Below are 15886 nucleotides of genomic sequence, written 5' to 3'. Positions count from 1 at the left end.
GACCGCGTCCCGGGCCACGAAGCAGAAGGAACATCGCCATGCTGGACATGCGCCAGGTCACCAAGGTCTACCGCACCGAACTGGTCGAAACCCACGCCCTGCGCGCGCTCGACCTGCGCGTGCGCGAAGGCGAGTTCGTCGCCGTCACCGGGCCCTCGGGCTCGGGCAAGACCACCTTCCTCAACATCGCCGGCCTGCTGGAGACCTTCAGCAGCGGCACCTACCTGCTCGACGGCCAGGACGTCAGCGGTCTGTCCGACGACGCCCGCAGCAAGCTGCGCAACCACAAGATCGGCTTCATTTTCCAGAGCTTCAACCTGATCCCGGACCTCAACCTGTTCGACAACTGCGACGTGCCGCTGCGCTACCGCGGCATGGCCGCGGCCGAGCGCAAGCGCCGGATCGAGGAAGCGCTGGGCCAGGTCGGGCTGGCCTCGCGGATGAAGCACTTCCCGGCCGAACTGTCGGGCGGCCAGCAGCAACGCGCCGCCATCGCCCGCGCGCTGGCCGGCAGCCCGCGCCTGCTGCTGGCCGACGAACCCACCGGCAACCTCGACTCGCAGATGGCGCGCGGGGTACTGGAACTGCTGGAGGACATCAACGCCAGCGGCACCACCATCGTCATGGTCACCCACGACCCGGAACTGGCCGCTCGCGCGCAGCGCAACGTGCACATCGTCGACGGCATGGCCACCGACGTCAGCGTGGAGCCGAGCCTGACCCGCCTCGCCTCGGCCGCGCTGGCCGACGCGCAGGGCTGAGGAGACGCCGATGTTCGCCTACTACTTCGACCTCGCATTGCGCAGCTTCCGCCGCAACAAGGTCCTGACCGCGCTGATGGTGCTGGCGATCGCGCTCGGCATCGGCGCCAGCATGACCACGCTGACGATCTTCCACGTGCTGTCCGGCGACCCGCTGCCGCAGAAGAGCGACAAGCTGTTCTTCGTGCAGCTCGACCCGGCGAGCCTGGATGGCTACAACCCCGGCGAGGAGCCGGAGGAACAGCTGACCCGATTCGACGCCGAGGAACTGCTGCGGCAGAAGCGCGGCGACCGCCAGGCGATGATGACCGGCGGCAACGCCGCCATCGAACCGGGCAAGCAGGGCCTGGATCCGTTCTACGCCGACGCCCGCTACACCAGCGCCGATTTCTTCCCGATGTTCGACATCCCGTTCCTGCATGGCGGCGGCTGGAGCGCCGAGCAGGATGCGCGCCATGCGCGGGTCGCGGTGATCTCCCAGGCGCTCAACGAGAAGCTGTTCGACGGCGGCGACAGCGTCGGCAGGACCGTGCGCCTCAACGGCGCCGATTTCCAGGTGGTCGGCGTGCTCGGCGACTGGCGCCCGGCACCCCGGTTCTACGACCTCAACTCCGACCGCTACGGCGAAGCCGAGCAGGCCTACGTGCCGTTCTCGACTTCGCGCGACCTGAAGATGGACCGCAACGGCAGCATGAACTGCTGGCCGTCCGGCGCCGACAGCGACGACCCCGAAGGCGAAACCGGCGTCAACGCGCCCTGCGTCTGGATCCAGTACTGGGTCGAACTCGGCACCGCGGACAAGGTCGCGAACTACCGCCAGTACCTCGTCAACTACTCCGACCAGCAGCGCGCGGCCGGGCGCTTCCTGCGGCCGACCAACGTGCGCCTGCGCAGCCTGATGGAATGGCTGGACTTCAAGCGCGTGGTGCCCAACGACGTGCGCATGCAGGTATGGCTGGCGTTCGGCTTCCTGCTGGTGTGCCTGCTCAACACCGTCGGCCTGCTGCTGGCGAAGTTCATGCGCCGCTCCAGCGAGATCGGTGTGCGCCGCGCGCTGGGCGCATCGCGCCTGGCGATCTTCGCGCAGTGCCTGGTGGAGGCCGGCACCGTCGGCCTGGCCGGCGGCATCCTCGGCCTCGGCCTGGCGCAACTGGGCCTGTGGGGCATCCGCCAGCAGCCCACCGGCTTCTCCGACCTCATCCACCTGGACATCCCGATGCTGACGACGACCTTCGCGCTCGCGATCGCCGCCAGCGTGCTGGCCGGGCTGCTGCCGGCCTGGCACGCCTGCCAGGTCGCCCCCGCCATCCAGCTCAAGTCGCAGTAGCCGCGCCCTTTTCCGGAGAACCCACATGGAACTGCGCCCCATCCTATCGACCCTGCGCCGGCACAAGACCGCCGCCGCGCTGATCGTGCTCGAGATCGCGCTGAGCTGCGCGATCATCTGCAACGCGATGTTCCTGATCGGCGGCCGCCTGGAGCGGATGGACCGCCCCAGCGGCGTCGCCGAGGACGAGATCGTCCGCATCCAGATCACCGGCATCGGCCAGAGCGACAACGCCGCGGCGCTGACCGCTTCCGACCTGGCCGCGCTGCGCGCGATCCCTGGGGTGAAGTCGGCCAGCGTCACCAACGAGGTGAACTTCGGCAACAGCTCCTGGAACAGCGGCGTCACCCTCACCCAGGAGCAGCGGCAGCCCTCGCTCAACGCGACCACCTACCTCGGCGACGAAACGCTGCCCGCGACCATGGGCCTGACCCTGGTCGCCGGCCGCTACTTCAGCGCCGACGAGCTGCTGGACTGGGATGCGTTCAACAACCCGGCCGCCAACCTGTCGGTGCCGGCGGCGATCATCACCAGGGACATGGGCGAGAAGCTGTGGCCCGGGCAGAATCCGCTGGGCAAGACCTTCTACAGCTGGGGCGAGGGTGGCACCCGCGTGGTCGGCGTGGTCGACAAGCTGGCGCGTCCCAACGAGATGGGCGGCCCGGAGGCCTACTACTACTCGATGATCCTGCCGCTGCGAGTGCCGTTCAGCGTCGGCGGCAACTACCTGATCCGCGCCTCGCCGGAGCGTCGCGCCGAGGTGCTGAAGGCCGCGGTCGATGCGCTGGAGCGCAATGGCCCCAGCCGGATCATCCTCAAGCAGCAGACGCTCCAGGAAATGCGCAGCGACTACTACCGCCAGGACCGCGCGATGTCGTGGATGCTGGTGATCGTGAGCGTGCTGCTGCTGATCGTCACCGCGCTGGGCATCGTCGGCCTGGCCAGTTTCTGGGTGCAGCAGCGCACCAAGCAGATCGGCGTGCGCCGCGCGCTGGGCGCGACCCGCGGCCAGATCCTGCGCTACTTCCAGCTCGAGAACTTCGTGCTGGCCACGGCCGGCATCGTCATCGGCATGCTACTGGCCTACGGCCTCAACCAGCTGATGATGTCGAAGGCGGAGCTGCCGCGGCTGCCGGCGATCTACCTGCCGGTCGGCGCGCTGGTGCTGTGGCTACTGGGCCAGCTGTCGGTGCTCGGTCCGGCGCGCCGCGCCGCCGCAGTGCCGCCGGCCGTCGCCACCCGCAGCGTCTGAGGACGGCGTCATGGACGGCCTCTTTACCCCGCCGTCCGCGCTGCCGGCGCCGCTGCGGGTCGCGGGCGCAGCCGGGCGCGCGGTTGCGCCCGGGCCGACGCCCCGCAGGCGGGCGCCGCCTCCCCGACGCCGGTCCGGAACGGTATAAGGACGCCATGCCCACGATCCTGGTCATCGACGACAACCCCGCGGTCGCCACCGCACTGGACACGCTGTTCTCCCTGCACGACATCGCCACCCGCGCGGCGACCACGCCGGAGGCCGGACTCGCGCTGCTGGAGCGCGAACCCGTCGACCTGGTGGTGCAGGACATGAACTTCCGCGCCGACACCACCTCCGGCGAGGAAGGCGCGGCGCTGTTCGCGCAGATCCGCGCGCGCCATCCCGACCTGCCGGTGATCCTGCTGACCGCCTGGACCCACCTGGAGGCCGCGGTCGACCTGGTCCGCGCCGGCGCCGCCGACTACCTGGCCAAGCCCTGGGACGATCGCAAGCTGCTGGCGACGGTCAACAACCTGCTGGAGCTGTCGGAAACGCGGCGCGAGCTTGCGCGCCACCGCCAGGGCGCGCAACGCCGCCGCAGCGCGCTGGAACGCGATTTCGACCTGCGCGGCTACGTGTTCGCCGATGCCGCCAGCGAGCGCGTGCTGGCGCTGGCCTGCCAGGTCGCGCGCTCGGAGCTGCCGGTGCTGATCGTCGGTCCCAACGGCGCCGGCAAGGAAAAGATCGCCGAGATCGTGCATGCCAATTCGCTGGTCAAGGACGGCCCGTTCGTCGCGCTCAACTGCGGCGCGCTGCCGGCCGAGTTGATCGAGGCGGAACTGTTCGGCGCCGAGGCCGGCGCCTACACCGGCGCGCAGCGCGCGCGCGAGGGCAAGTTCGAGGCCGCCGACGGCGGCACCCTGTTCCTGGACGAGATCGGTACGCTGCCCGCGGCCGGGCAGGTGAAATTGCTGCGGGTGCTGGAGACCGGCCGCTTCCAGCGCCTGGGCGGCAACAAGGAACGCCAGGTGAAGGTGCGCATCGTCAGCGCCACCAACGCCGACCTGCCGGCACTGATCCGCGCCGGGCAGTTCCGCGAGGACCTCTATTACCGGCTCAACGCGATCGAATTGGCGTTGCCGCCGCTGGCCGAGCGCCCGGACGACATCCTGCCGCTGGCGCGCCATTTCCTGCCGCCCGGCAAGCAGTTGGGCGACGACGCCGTGCGCGCTCTGCTCGCCCACCGCTGGCCCGGCAACGTGCGCGAACTGCGCAATGCCGTGCAGCGCGCGGCCTTGCTGGCGAAGACCGCAACCCTGGGCGCGGCCGACCTGGGGCTGCCGGCGCCGGCGGCGGCGGGCGTGGCGTCGGTGGTCGGCGGCGACGAACCCGACCGCGCCACGATCGAAGCCGCGCTGGCGCGCAACGGCGGCATCCTGGCCCAGGCCGCGGCGGAACTCGGCCTGTCGCGGCAGGCGTTGTACCGCCGCCTCGACCGCCTCGGCATCGCGCGCCCGTGAGTGCGACCACGACCCGCGTTGCGCGTCGCGCCGGGCCCGCGCGATGCCACCCCGGCCAGCGCCGATGATGCGCTGGCGCCAGCGGCTGCCGTTGAGCCTGGTGTTCGCCGCGCTGGCGCTGGCGTATGCCGCGCTCGCCGCGGCATTGTCGCTGCTGCTGTCGCGCTGGCTTCAGGGCGCCTGGGCCGCGCTGCTCGCGGTGGCGCTGCTGGCGCCGCTGCTGCTGTACCACGTGCGGCGCGCGTTCGCGCCGATGAACGCGCTGTTCCGCGCGCTCGCCGGCAGTGTCGCCAGCTACCGCGACGGCGATTTCGGTTTCGGCGTGGCGTGGCAGGGCGGCGGCGCGCTGGGCACGCTGGTCGCCGCCCACAACGCCCTCGGCGACGCGTTGCGCGAGCAACGCCTGGCGCTGGTGCAGCGCGAGCTGCTGCTCGACACCATGGTCCAGAACACGCCGGTGGCGATGCTGCTGGTGGATCCCTCGCGGCGCGTGGTCCACGCCAACCTCGCCGCGCGCAAGCTGCTCGGCGACGGCCGCAAGCTCGAGGGCCAGTCCTTCGACGCGCTGCTGGCGCGCACGCCCGCGGCGCTGCGCGAGGCGTTCGCGCGCGGCGGCGACGGCATGTTCACCCTGGGCGAGGCCGACGACATCGACGCCGGCAACGAGGAGATCTACCACCTCGCCCGCCGCCACTTCCGCCTCAACGGCCGCCGCCACGAACTGGTGCTGCTGCGGCAGCTGACCGCGGAACTGCGCCGGCAGGAAGTGCAGACTTGGAAGAAGGTGATCCGGGTGATCAGCCACGAGCTCAACAACTCGCTCGCGCCGATCGCCTCGCTCGCCCACTCCGGCGCCGAGCTGCTGCGCCGCGGCCAGTTGGAGCGGCTGCCGACCGCGCTGGCCACGATCGAGGAACGCGCGCGCCATCTGGAAGGCTTCATCCGCGACTACGCGCGCTTCGCCAAGCTGCCGGCGCCGCGGCGCGAACCGGTGCCGTGGGCGCGCTTCCTGGCGCAACTGCGCAGCCAGGTGGCGTTCGCGCTGGACGCCGACCCCGGCGACGCCAGCATCCGCATCGATGCCGCGCAGCTGGAGCAGGCATTGTTGAACCTGCTCAGGAACGCGCACGAGTCCGGTTCGCGGCCCGAGGATGTCGCCCTGGCGCTGCGCCGCGTGCCCGGGGCCTGGCGGATCGACGTGCTCGACCGCGGCAGCGGCATGAACGAGGCGGTGCTGGCCAACGCGCTGCTGCCGTTCTATTCGACCAAGCGCCACGGCACCGGCCTGGGCCTGGCCCTGGCGCGCGAGATCGCCGAGGCCCACGGCGGCCGTATCGCCCTGCTCAACCGCACCGGCGGCGGCCTGTGCGTGAGCCTGGTGCTGCCGGACTGACGCGGCTCCGACCTGCCCGCGTCGGGGGGGCAGGGTTTATTTCTTCTTCGGCCGCTGCCAGCCGGGCACCGTCGCCTGGCGCGCGCGCGCGATCGTCAGCTGCGCGGCCGGCGCATCGCGGGTGATCACCGAGCCGGCGCCGATGGTGGCCTCGGCGCCGATGGCCACCGGCGCCACCAGCGACGCATTGGAACCGATGAAGGCGCCGTCGCCGATCGTGGTGGTGGACTTGTGGACGCCGTCGTAGTTGCAGGTGATGGTGCCGGCGCCGACGTTGACCCGGCTGCCGACGACGGCATCGCCGAGGTACGTCAGGTGGTTGGCCTTGCTGCCGTCGCCCAGGCGCGCGTTCTTGGTCTCGACGAAGTTGCCGATGTGCACGCCGTCGGCGAGCACCGTGCCCGGGCGCAGGCGCGCGAACGGACCGATCAGCACCGCGCCGTCGCTGCGCGCGCCCTCCAGGTCGCAGTGCGCGCGCACCTGGCTGCCGGCGGCCAGCGCCACGTCGCGCAGCCGGCAGAACGGGCCGATGCGCACGTTGTCGCCGAGCACGACCTCGCCTTCCAGGACCACGTCGACATCGATCTCGACGTCGCGTCCGGCGCTGACCGTGCCGCGGATCTCGACCCGCGCCGGGTCGGCGAAGCGCACGCCCTGCGCGCACAGCGCGCGCACCGCGCGCAGCTGGAACGCGCGCTCCAGCTGCGCCAGCTGCCAGGGGTCGTTGGCGCCTTCGGTTTCCAGCGCGTCGGCGGCAACCACGATCTCCGCCGGGACGTATTCGGCCGCCGCCTGCGCGAACACGTCGGTCAGGTAGTACTCGCCCTGCGCGTTGTCGTTGCGCAGCGCCGCCAGCCAGCGCCTGAGCGCGGCCGCCTGCGCCGCGATCACGCCGGTGTTGACCAGGCCGATGCGGCGCTGCCCGGCGTCGGCGTCCTTGTGTTCGACGATCGCGGCGACGCGGCCCTCGGCGTCGCGCACGATGCGGCCGTACCCGTCCGGGTCGCCGGGCTCGGCGCCCAGTACCGCCAGCGGCCCCGGCACCGCGAGCAGGCGCTGCAGGGTGGCTGCGGTGAGCAGCGGCACGTCGCCGTACAGCACCAGCACCCGGGCCGCGTCCGGCACCGCCGGCAGCGCCTGCTGCACGGCGTGGCCGGTGCCCAGCTGCTGCGCCTGCTCGACCCAGCGCAGGTCCGGCTGCCCGGCGAAGGCGGCACGCACCTGCGCGCCGCCGTGGCCGTGGACCACGTGGATCGCGGCCGGCTGCAGCGCGCGGGCGGTGTCGAGCACGTGCGCCAGCATCGGCCGGGCGGCGATGCACTGCAGCACCTTGGGCAACGCGGAGCGCATCCGCTTGCCCTCGCCGGCGGCGAGGATCACGACGTGCAGGGGGGCGGGCATGGGCGTTCCGGCGATGGCCATGGCGGGATTCTACCGGCGCCCGCTGCTAGGATGCGGAGCCTGTCCCGACCATGCATGGATCGCAATGTCCGACGCTTCCCTGTCCCTGTGCGGGCCGACCGCGCCATGAGCCTGGGCCGGCACGCGCGCCACTACCTGCTGGTCGGCGGGGTGCAGTGGCTGGTGGACTGGGGCGTGATGGTGCTGCTGAGCCACTGGATGGCGGTGGAGCCGGCCAACGTCGCCGGCCGCGTCGCCGGCGCGCTGCTGGGCTACTGGCTCAACGGCAAGCTGACCTTCGCCGGCGACGACACCGCGATCGGCCGCACCCAGCTGCAGCGCTTCATGCTGATGTGGCTGGGCACCACCGCGATCAGCACCTGGTCGCTGGGCGTGATCGACGAGTTCGCCGGGCTGCGCTGGGCGTGGCTGGCCAAGCCGGCGGTGGAGTTCGCGCTGGGGGTGGTCGGGTTCGTGCTGTCGCGGCACTGGGTGTACCGCAAGTAGACCGCGCGCGACAGAAACGCCGGCACAAGGCCGGCGTTTCCGGAAACCTGCGGCGACTGCTCGGGGCGGCCGCTGCGGCGCAAGGCGCCTAGTGCTTGAGGCTCTTGCGCAGCCGTTCCAGCGCCTGCAGTTGCGCGGTGACCTCGGCCAGGCGCTGCTGCGCCTCGGCCACGTCCATGGCCTCGCCGCGGTGGGCGAGGATGCGCTCGGCCTCTTCCTTGGCCGCCAGCACCGAGGCTTCGTCGATGTCCTGCGCGCGCACCGCGGTGTCGGCCAGCACCGTCACCACCTGCGGCTGCACCTCGAGGATGCCGCCGGAAATGGCGAAGTCCAGCTGCTCGCCCGACGGCGTGGTCACCACCACCTTGCCGGGCTTGAGCCGGGTGATCAGCGGCGCGTGCCGCGGCGCGATGCCGAGCTCGCCCATCTCGCCGGTGGCCACGACCATGGTGGCCTCGCCCCGGAAGATCTCAGCCTCGGCACTGACGATGTCGCAACGGATGGTGGATGCCATGGGTAACGCCCTTCGACCTTGCCCCCCTCTCCCGCTTGCGGAAGAGGTCGGGGATGAGGGCGGGGGACCGGCGCAACGCCAACCCTCGCCCCGACCCTCTCCCGCGGGCGGGAGAGGGGACGAAAACTCAGCCGGTGATCTTCTTCGCCTTCTCGATCGCTTCCTCGATGCCGCCGACCATGTAGAAGGCCTGCTCCGGCAGGTGGTCGCACTCGCCGTCGACGATCATCTTGAAGCCGCGGATGGTGTCCTTCAGCGGCACGTACTTGCCCGGCGAACCGGTGAACACCTCGGCCACGTGGAACGGCTGACTGAAGAAGCGCTCGATCTTGCGCGCGCGCGACACCGCCTGCTTGTCCTCTTCCGACAGCTCGTCCATGCCGAGGATGGCGATGATGTCCTTGAGCTCCTTGTACTTCTGCAAGGTGGCCTGGACCCGGCGCGCGGTCTCGTAGTGCTCGTTGCCGATCACGTTCGGATCGAGCTGGCGGCTGGTGGAGTCCAGCGGATCCACCGCCGGGTAGATGCCCAGCGAGGCGATCTGGCGGCTGAGCACCACGGTGGCGTCCAGGTGCGCGAAGGTGGTCGCCGGCGACGGGTCGGTCAGGTCGTCCGCGGGCACGTACACGGCCTGGATCGAGGTGATCGAGCCGGTCTTGGTCGAGGTGATGCGCTCCTGCAGCACGCCCATCTCCTCGGCCAGGGTCGGCTGGTAACCCACCGCCGACGGCATGCGGCCCAGCAGCGCGGACACCTCGGTGCCGGCCAGGGTGTAGCGGTAGATGTTGTCGACGAAGAACAGCACGTCGCGGCCCTTGCCGGAGGCGTCCTTCTCATCGCGGAAGTACTCGGCCATGGTCAGGCCGGTCAGCGCCACGCGCAGGCGGTTGCCCGGCGGCTCGTTCATCTGGCCGTAGACCATCGCCACCTTGGACTGGACCTTGTCGTCGAGGTTGATGACCCCGGCCTCGATCATCTCGTGGTAGAAGTCGTTGCCCTCGCGGGTGCGCTCGCCGACGCCGGCGAACACCGACAGGCCCGAGTGCTGGGTGGCGATGTTGTTGATCAGCTCCAGCATGTTGACGGTCTTGCCGACGCCGGCGCCGCCGAACAGACCGACCTTGCCGCCCTTGGCGAACGGGCACATCAGGTCGATCACCTTGATCCCGGTTTCCAGCAGCTCGTTGCCCGACGCCTGGTCGGCGTAGGCCGGCGCGTCGCGGTGGATTTCCCAGTGCTCGCTGGCCTGGATCGGGCCGACCTCGTCGATCGGCTCGCCGAGCACGTTCATGATCCGGCCCAGGGTGCCCGCGCCCACCGGCACCGACACCGCGCGGCCGGTGTTATCGGCGACCAGGTTGCGCTTGAGCCCGTCGGTGGACCCCAGCGCGATGGCGCGCACCACGCCGTCGCCCAGCTGCTGCTGCACCTCGAGCGTGATGGCGGTGTTCTGCACCTTCAGTGCGTCGTACACCTTCGGCACGCTCTCGCGCGGGAACTCGACGTCGACGACGGCGCCGATGATCTGGACGATCTTGCCCTGGTTGGTAGTCATCGCACTTTCCTCAAGAACTCGATGTTTTTCGTTTGAAAGTCCGCACGTGGATGCGCGGGCTTTTGCGGAGGGACCCGCACACGCTCAAACCGCCGCGGCCCCGCCGACGATCTCGGAAATCTCCTGGGTGATCGCCGCCTGCCGGGCCTTGTTGTAGACCAGGTTCAGGGTGTCGATCAGCTTGCTGGCGTTGTCGCTGGCCGCCTTCATCGCGACCATGCGCGCGGCGTGCTCGGAAGCGATGTTCTCCAGCACCGCCTGGTACACCAGCGACTCGATGTAGCGGGTCAGCACGTGCTCCAGCACGACCTGCGCGTCGGGCTCGTACAGGTAGTCCCAGTCGTGGCGCGCGACGTCCTCCTCCGAGGCCGCCAGCGGCAGCAGCTGGTCGAAGGCCGCGCGCTGGGTCATGGTGTTGACGAAGTCGTTGTAGCTCAGGAACACCTTGTCGATGGTGCCGGCGCTGTAGGCGTCGAGCATCACCTTGATCACGCCCACCAGCTGCTCCACCCGCGGCTGGTCGCCGACGTGGGTGACCGAGGCCAGCATGTCGACCTTGATCCTGCGGAAGAACACCGAGGCTTTCTGGCCGATGGTGACGACATCGACCTGCACGCCCTGCTGCTGCCACTTGTGGATCTCGCCCAGCAGCTTGCGGAACAGGTTGTTGTTGAGGCCGCCGGCCAGGCCGCGGTCGGAGGAGACGATGATGTAGCCCACGCGCCGGATCTGCTCGCGCTGGACCAGGTACGGGTGCCGGTACTCGGAGTGCGCGTGCGCGAGGTGGCCGATCACCTGCTTCATCGCCCGCGCGTACGGGCGCGAGGCCTTCATCCGCTCCTGGGCCTTGCGGATCTTGGAGGCGGAGACCATTTCCAGCGCGCGCGTCACCTTGCGGGTGTTCTGCACGCTCTTGATCTTCGTCTTGATTTCCTTGCCGCCTGCCATCTGCTCGCTCCGCGAGCGGTGATCCGCGATCCGCGATCCTCGATCCGCAAAAGCGGATCAGCTCACGCCACGAAAACCCCGCTCTGACTAATCAGCAATCCCGAATCCAGAATCCCGAATTCCGCCGGTTCAGAACGAACCGGTGGCCTTGAATTCCTCGATGCCCTTCCTGAAAGCGGCCTCGAGCTCGTCGTTCCAGTCGCCGCTGGCGTTGATCCGGTCCATGACCTCGCCGGCGGTGTTGGCGAAGTGCGCGTGCAGGCCCTGCTCGAAGGCGCCGATTTTGGCGATCGCCACGTCGTCCATGTAGCCCTTGTCGACCGCGTAGATCGACAGCGCCTGCTGCGCCACGGGCATCGGCGCGTACTGCTTCTGCTTCATCAGCTCGGTGACGCGCTGGCCGCGCTCGAGCTGCTTGCGGGTGGCGTCGTCCAGGTCGGAGGCGAACTGGGCGAACGCCGCCAGCTCGCGGTACTGCGCCAGCGCGATGCGGATGCCGCCCGACAGCTTCTTCATGATCTTGGTCTGCGCCGCGCCGCCCACGCGCGACACCGAGATGCCGGCGTTTACGGCCGGGCGGATGCCGGCGTTGAACAGGTCGGTCTCCAGGAAGATCTGGCCGTCGGTGATCGAAATCACGTTGGTCGGCACGAACGCGGAGACGTCGCCGGCCTGGGTCTCGATGATCGGCAGCGCGGTCAGCGAGCCGGTCTTGCCCTTGACCGCGCCCTCGGTGAACTTCTCCACGTACGCCTCGGACACGCGCGCGGCGCGCTCGAGCAGGCGCGAGTGCAGGTAGAACACGTCGCCCGGGTAGGCCTCGCGGCCCGGCGGGCGGCGCAGCAGCAGCGAGATCTGGCGGTAGGCCACGGCCTGCTTGGACAGGTCGTCGTAGATGATCAGCGCGTCCTCGCCGCGGTCGCGGAAGTATTCGCCCATGGTGCAGCCCGAGTACGCGGCGATGTACTGCATCGCGGCCGACTCGGAGGCCGAGGCGGCGACCACCGTGGTGTAGGCCATCGCGCCGTGCTCCTCGAGTTTGCGCACGATGTTGGCGATGGTCGAGTTCTTCTGCCCGATCGCGACGTAGATGCAGCGCACGCCGGAGGTCTTCTGGTTGATGATGGTGTCGATCGCCACCGCGGTCTTGCCGGTCTGGCGGTCGCCGATGATCAGCTCGCGCTGGCCGCGGCCGATCGGGATCATCGAGTCGATCGCCTTGTAGCCGGTCTGCACCGGCTGGCTGACCGACTTGCGCCAGATCACGCCGGGGGCGATCGCCTCCACCGGCGCCGAGGTCTTGGCGTCGATCGGGCCCTTGCCGTCGATCGGCTCGCCCAGCGCGTTGACCACGCGGCCGAGCATCTCCGGGCCGGTCGGCACCTGCAGGATGCGGCCGGTGGTGCGGGCGGTGTCGCCTTCGCGCAGGTGCTCGTAGTCGCCCAGCACCACCGCGCCGACCGAGTCGCGCTCCAGGTTCAGCGCCAGCGCGTAGGTCGCGTGGCCGCTGGCGGTCGCGGGCAGCTCGATCATCTCGCCCTGCATCACGTCGGCGAGGCCGAAGATGCGGACGATGCCGTCGGCCACGCTGGTCACGGTGCCTTCGTTGCGCACCTCGGCGGCTAGGCCGACCTTCTCGATGCGGGCCTTGATCAGTTCGCTGATTTCGGACGGGTTGAGCGTGGTGGTTGCCATTGCTGTTTCCTTGATCGCTCCCCGCACGGCGCGGGGCGGCTTTCGATTTACGTTTGGGGGACCGGGGAACGGGTGTCGGGGGCCCGGTCCCAGGCTCCCGGCTTCAACTTGCCAGCGCCGACTGCAGGCGCCCGAGCTTGCCCTTGAGCGAGCCGTCGATGACCACGTCGCCGGCATCGATCACCGCGCCGCCGATCAGCGAGGCGTCGACCGCGGCCGCGAGCTCGACTTCGCGGCCGAAGCGGCGCTTGAGCGCGGCCTTGATGCCGTCGAGTTCGGCGGCCGGCAGCGCCACCGCCGAGGTCACCGTCGCCTTGACCACGCGCTCGGCCTCGTTGCGCAGGTCCTCGTACAGGCCGGCGATCTCCGGCAGCAGCGCCAGCCGGCGGTTGCCCGCCAGCAGCGCGAGGAAGCGCGCGAACGCGGCGTCCGCCGGCTCCGGCGCCAACAGCGCGACCGCCTCGGCGTCGCCCAGCTTGGGATCGCCCAGCAGCTGCGCCACCCGCGGATCGGCGGCGATCCGCGCGGCCAGGGCCAGCGCCTGCGACCACGGCGCCAGCGCGTGCTGGTCGCGGGCGATGCCGAACGCGGCGCGGGCGTAGGGACGGGCGAGGGTCAGGGCCTGGCTCATCGGCTCAGATCTCCGCGGCCAGCTCGTCCAGCAGCGCCTTCTGCGCGCTGGCGTCGATCTGGCGGCGCAGCAGCTTCTCGGCGCCGGCGACCGCGAGCGTGGAGACCTGCATGCGCAGTTCCTCGCGGGCGCGGTTGGCGGCGGCGTCGATTTCCGACTGTGCCAGCACCTTCTGCCGGTTGGCCTCGGCGATGGCGTCGTTCTTGGCCGCCTCGACGATCTGGTTGGCGCGCTGGTGGGCCTGGTCGATGATCTCGTTGGCCTTGACCCGCGCTTCCTTCAGCGCCTCGTTGACCTTGTCCTGCGCCTGCGCCAGGTCCTTCTGGCTGCGGTCGGCGGCGGCGAGGCCTTCGGCGATCTTGCGCTGGCGTTCCTCGATCGCGCCGATGATGTGCGGCCAGCCGAATTTCATCACCAGCCAGGTGGTCGCGAAGAACGCGAGTCCCTGAATGACCAGAGTGAGGTTGGGTAGCATGTTGCGGTGCTCCTGCTGCCGGCGGCGGGCCGCCGGCGATGCCTGGTTCGCGTAGCGTCGAATCGCGCCGGATCAGCCGGCGATCGAACCCAGCAGCGGGTTGGCGAACAGCAGCAGCAGCGCGATCGCCACGCCGATCATCGGCACCGCGTCGAGCAGGCCGGCGACGATGAACATCTTGGTCTGCAGCATCGGCGTCAGCTCCGGCTGGCGGGCCGCGCCTTCGAGGAACTTGCCGCCGAGGATGGCGAAGCCGATCGCGGTGCCGAGCGCGCCCAGGCCGATCAGCAGGCCCGCCGCGATGACGGTGAACTTCAGCACTTCAGCGTTGAGGACGGTGATATCCATGGTGTACTCCGGTTGAAAGTCGTCGCGTGACGCGGTGGAAGGAAAAAGGAATCGGGTCGTCAGTGGCTCTCGGCCGCCATGCTCAGGTAGACGATCGTGAGCATCATGAAGATGAAGGCCTGCAGGGTGATGATCAGGATGTGGAACACGGTCCAGATGAAGCCCGAGAACAGCTGCGCGGCGCCCATGATCCAGGTGCCGAAATGGGCCAGCGAGGCGTCCAGGGTCATCAGTGCGATCAGCACGAAGATCAGCTCGCCGGCGTACATGTTGCCGAACAGTCGCAGGCTCAGCGACAGCGGCCGCACCCCTTCCTCGATGAGCCGCAGCAGGAAGTTGGCCGGCGCCAGCGCGATCTTGCCGACGGTGCCGTGGGCGTGGAACGGCGCGGTGAAGGCTTCCTTGGCGAAGCCGGCCACGCCCTTGTGGCCGATGCCGAACATCTGGATCAGCAGGAACACCGCCAGCGACAGGCCGAAGGTGGTGTTGAGGTCGGCGGTGGGCACCGCGCGCAGGTAGGCATGCGCCGGGTCGTGGCCGGTGGCGATGTGCCCCGCGCCCCAGGCCCAGGGCAGCAGGTCCACCGGCAGCAGGTCCATGAAGTTCATCAGGAACACGACGCAGAAGATGGTGATCGACAGCGGCGCGATCGACTTGCTGCGGCCGTGGAAGGTCTCGCGCACCAGCCCGTCGACGAAACCGACGATGATCTCGACCACGGTCTGGAACTTGCCCGGCACCCCGGCGGTGGCCTTGCGCGCGGCGTAGATGAACCCGACCAGGAACAGCGCCGACAGCACGAAGCTGAAGAACAGGGTGTCCACGTTCAGCGTCATGAAGGCGCCGTCGCCCACGCTGACCTGCAGATGGTGCAGGTGATGGTTGATGTACTCGGTCGAGCCGCCGGACGCCGGCTCGGTGGTGACCATGCTTTCAGTGCTCGCGTTCAACCTTGCCGCCTCGTGTTCGCAATTCGTTCGCACTACGCAGATTCAAAGCCGGGAGGTAGACGAGCAGGCCGACCGCCACCCCCGCCAGCAGCGGCAGCGGCGGCAGGCGCCAGACTTGCAATGCCACCGCCACCAGCACCAGCACCAGCACCCACTTGCCCAGCATTCCCAGCAGCAGCCGCGCGAACGCCGCGCGCGCCGGCCGGATCCCGCCTCCCAGGGCCACCGCCGCCGCCAGCGCATTGCCGGCCAGCATCGCGACCCCGCCCGCCGTCGCCGCCAGCGCCGGCCGCGGACCGGTCACGAGGAACGCCAGGGCCACCAGCGCCGCGGCGACCGCCTGGATGGCTATCGCGCGCAGTGCTGCGCGGCGACCCGTTGCAAGGGGATCGTGCACGCGCGACTCGTCAGCTGGAGGGTGGCACCGGCGGCCGCGTAAAACGGCACCGCTAAGCCGCAGAATTATAGCAGTGGCGGATTTTCAGCGGCAACCGTCGCAGGGCTGGCGCGACGGGCTGAATAGGCCGTGTGTCCGGCGACCGCAAACAGCCGCCCGCCCGCCGGCATCCGGGCGACGAATGGCCGGAACCTTTGCCGGAACCGCCGGTCCATTTTCGTGAGGCCTGC

General features: G+C 69.9%; 16 protein-coding genes. 6 read left to right on the top strand and 10 right to left on the bottom strand.

Going from position 1 to position 15886, the window contains the following annotated elements; genetic code table 11:
• Positions 1-38 precede the first annotated feature (38 nt).
• The 5 genes from D0Y53_RS02135 to D0Y53_RS02115 all read left to right on the top strand — a co-directional run bounded on the left by D0Y53_RS02135 (position 39) and on the right by D0Y53_RS02115 (position 6235).
• The gene (locus tag D0Y53_RS02135) at positions 39-761 is read left to right on the top strand and encodes an ABC transporter ATP-binding protein (RefSeq protein ID WP_117201553.1); all 723 of its coding nucleotides are present in this window, start codon (positions 39-41) and stop codon (positions 759-761) included.
• Between the two features lie 10 nt (positions 762-771).
• On the top strand, positions 772-2088 hold the full coding sequence (locus tag D0Y53_RS02130; protein WP_117201551.1) for an ABC transporter permease: 1317 nt from the start codon (positions 772-774) through the stop codon (positions 2086-2088).
• A 25-nt stretch (positions 2089-2113) separates the two neighbouring features.
• Positions 2114-3340: an ABC transporter permease gene (locus tag D0Y53_RS02125; protein ID WP_117201549.1), complete on the top strand. Its 1227-nt coding sequence runs from the start codon at positions 2114-2116 to the stop codon at positions 3338-3340.
• A 155-nt stretch (positions 3341-3495) separates the two neighbouring features.
• Positions 3496-4842: a sigma-54-dependent transcriptional regulator gene (locus D0Y53_RS02120; protein ID WP_117201547.1), complete on the top strand. Its 1347-nt coding sequence runs from the start codon at positions 3496-3498 to the stop codon at positions 4840-4842.
• A 67-nt stretch (positions 4843-4909) separates the two neighbouring features.
• Positions 4910-6235: a sensor histidine kinase gene (locus D0Y53_RS02115; RefSeq protein WP_199491991.1), complete on the top strand. Its 1326-nt coding sequence runs from the start codon at positions 4910-4912 to the stop codon at positions 6233-6235.
• A gap of 36 nt (positions 6236-6271) precedes the next feature.
• On the opposite strand, the gene glmU is transcribed toward D0Y53_RS02115, so the two are convergent.
• The gene (glmU, locus tag D0Y53_RS02110) at positions 6272-7636 is read right to left on the bottom strand and encodes a bifunctional UDP-N-acetylglucosamine diphosphorylase/glucosamine-1-phosphate N-acetyltransferase GlmU (RefSeq protein ID WP_117201789.1); all 1365 of its coding nucleotides are present in this window, start codon (positions 7634-7636) and stop codon (positions 6272-6274) included.
• A 126-nt stretch (positions 7637-7762) separates the two neighbouring features.
• On the opposite strand from glmU, the gene D0Y53_RS02105 reads away from it, so the two are divergent.
• Positions 7763-8143 (top strand): GtrA family protein, encoded by a 381-nt coding sequence (locus tag D0Y53_RS02105; protein WP_117201543.1) that lies wholly within the window; start codon positions 7763-7765, stop codon positions 8141-8143.
• 88 nt (positions 8144-8231) lie between these two features.
• Here the strand turns inward: D0Y53_RS02105 and D0Y53_RS02100 are convergent, their stop codons facing one another.
• The 9 genes from D0Y53_RS02100 to D0Y53_RS02060 form a co-directional block, all read right to left on the bottom strand.
• Positions 8232-8657, bottom strand: coding sequence for a F0F1 ATP synthase subunit epsilon (locus D0Y53_RS02100; protein WP_117201541.1), 426 nt, complete (start codon positions 8655-8657; stop codon positions 8232-8234).
• 127 nt (positions 8658-8784) lie between these two features.
• Positions 8785-10212: a F0F1 ATP synthase subunit beta gene (gene atpD, locus D0Y53_RS02095; RefSeq protein ID WP_117201539.1), complete on the bottom strand. Its 1428-nt coding sequence runs from the start codon at positions 10210-10212 to the stop codon at positions 8785-8787.
• A gap of 84 nt (positions 10213-10296) precedes the next feature.
• The gene (atpG, locus tag D0Y53_RS02090; protein WP_117201538.1) at positions 10297-11160 is read right to left on the bottom strand and encodes a F0F1 ATP synthase subunit gamma; all 864 of its coding nucleotides are present in this window, start codon (positions 11158-11160) and stop codon (positions 10297-10299) included.
• Positions 11161-11289: 129 nt separating this feature from the next.
• Positions 11290-12855: a F0F1 ATP synthase subunit alpha gene (atpA, locus tag D0Y53_RS02085; RefSeq protein ID WP_117201536.1), complete on the bottom strand. Its 1566-nt coding sequence runs from the start codon at positions 12853-12855 to the stop codon at positions 11290-11292.
• Positions 12856-12958: 103 nt separating this feature from the next.
• The gene (locus D0Y53_RS02080; protein ID WP_117201534.1) at positions 12959-13486 is read right to left on the bottom strand and encodes a F0F1 ATP synthase subunit delta; all 528 of its coding nucleotides are present in this window, start codon (positions 13484-13486) and stop codon (positions 12959-12961) included.
• A 4-nt stretch (positions 13487-13490) separates the two neighbouring features.
• Entirely contained in the window at positions 13491-13961 is a 471-nt protein-coding gene (locus tag D0Y53_RS02075) for a F0F1 ATP synthase subunit B (RefSeq protein WP_117201532.1), read from the bottom strand.
• A gap of 72 nt (positions 13962-14033) precedes the next feature.
• Complete coding sequence (gene atpE / locus D0Y53_RS02070; protein WP_117201530.1) at positions 14034-14309, bottom strand: F0F1 ATP synthase subunit C; 276 nt, start codon at positions 14307-14309, stop codon at positions 14034-14036.
• Between the two features lie 59 nt (positions 14310-14368).
• Entirely contained in the window at positions 14369-15238 is an 870-nt protein-coding gene (gene atpB, locus D0Y53_RS02065; RefSeq protein ID WP_117201528.1) for a F0F1 ATP synthase subunit A, read from the bottom strand.
• Between the two features lie 4 nt (positions 15239-15242).
• Complete coding sequence (locus D0Y53_RS02060; RefSeq protein WP_117201526.1) at positions 15243-15656, bottom strand: ATP synthase subunit I; 414 nt, start codon at positions 15654-15656, stop codon at positions 15243-15245.
• Between the last annotated feature and the right edge of the window lie 230 nt (positions 15657-15886).

The organism is Cognatiluteimonas weifangensis, assembly GCF_003416885.1.
Classification (GTDB): Bacteria; Pseudomonadota; Gammaproteobacteria; order Xanthomonadales; family Xanthomonadaceae; genus Cognatiluteimonas; species Cognatiluteimonas weifangensis.
The sequence above is the reverse complement of the archived record's forward strand: the minus strand, read 5'-3'. Positions and strand labels throughout refer to the sequence as shown.

Bases quoted from the DNA above. Each gene is read 5' to 3' on its own strand.
- atpD (WP_117201539.1), bottom strand. From the start codon at position 10,212: ATGACTACCAACCAGGGCAAGATCGTCCAGATCATCGGCGCCGTCGTC.
- atpG (WP_117201538.1), bottom strand. From the start codon at position 11,160: ATGGCAGGCGGCAAGGAAATCAAGACGAAGATCAAGAGCGTGCAGAAC.
- D0Y53_RS02120 (WP_117201547.1), top strand. From the start codon at position 3,496: ATGCCCACGATCCTGGTCATCGACGACAACCCCGCGGTCGCCACCGCA.
- D0Y53_RS02130 (WP_117201551.1), top strand. From the start codon at position 772: ATGTTCGCCTACTACTTCGACCTCGCATTGCGCAGCTTCCGCCGCAAC.
- D0Y53_RS02115 (WP_199491991.1), top strand. From the start codon at position 4,910: ATGCGCTGGCGCCAGCGGCTGCCGTTGAGCCTGGTGTTCGCCGCGCTG.
- D0Y53_RS02075 (WP_117201532.1), bottom strand. From the start codon at position 13,961: ATGCTACCCAACCTCACTCTGGTCATTCAGGGACTCGCGTTCTTCGCG.
- D0Y53_RS02135 (WP_117201553.1), top strand. From the start codon at position 39: ATGCTGGACATGCGCCAGGTCACCAAGGTCTACCGCACCGAACTGGTC.
- D0Y53_RS02100 (WP_117201541.1), bottom strand. From the start codon at position 8,657: ATGGCATCCACCATCCGTTGCGACATCGTCAGTGCCGAGGCTGAGATC.
- atpE (WP_117201530.1), bottom strand. From the start codon at position 14,309: ATGGATATCACCGTCCTCAACGCTGAAGTGCTGAAGTTCACCGTCATC.
- atpB (WP_117201528.1), bottom strand. From the start codon at position 15,238: ATGGTCACCACCGAGCCGGCGTCCGGCGGCTCGACCGAGTACATCAAC.
- D0Y53_RS02105 (WP_117201543.1), top strand. From the start codon at position 7,763: ATGAGCCTGGGCCGGCACGCGCGCCACTACCTGCTGGTCGGCGGGGTG.
- D0Y53_RS02125 (WP_117201549.1), top strand. From the start codon at position 2,114: ATGGAACTGCGCCCCATCCTATCGACCCTGCGCCGGCACAAGACCGCC.
- atpA (WP_117201536.1), bottom strand. From the start codon at position 12,855: ATGGCAACCACCACGCTCAACCCGTCCGAAATCAGCGAACTGATCAAG.
- glmU (WP_117201789.1), bottom strand. From the start codon at position 7,636: ATGCCCGCCCCCCTGCACGTCGTGATCCTCGCCGCCGGCGAGGGCAAG.
- D0Y53_RS02080 (WP_117201534.1), bottom strand. From the start codon at position 13,486: ATGAGCCAGGCCCTGACCCTCGCCCGTCCCTACGCCCGCGCCGCGTTC.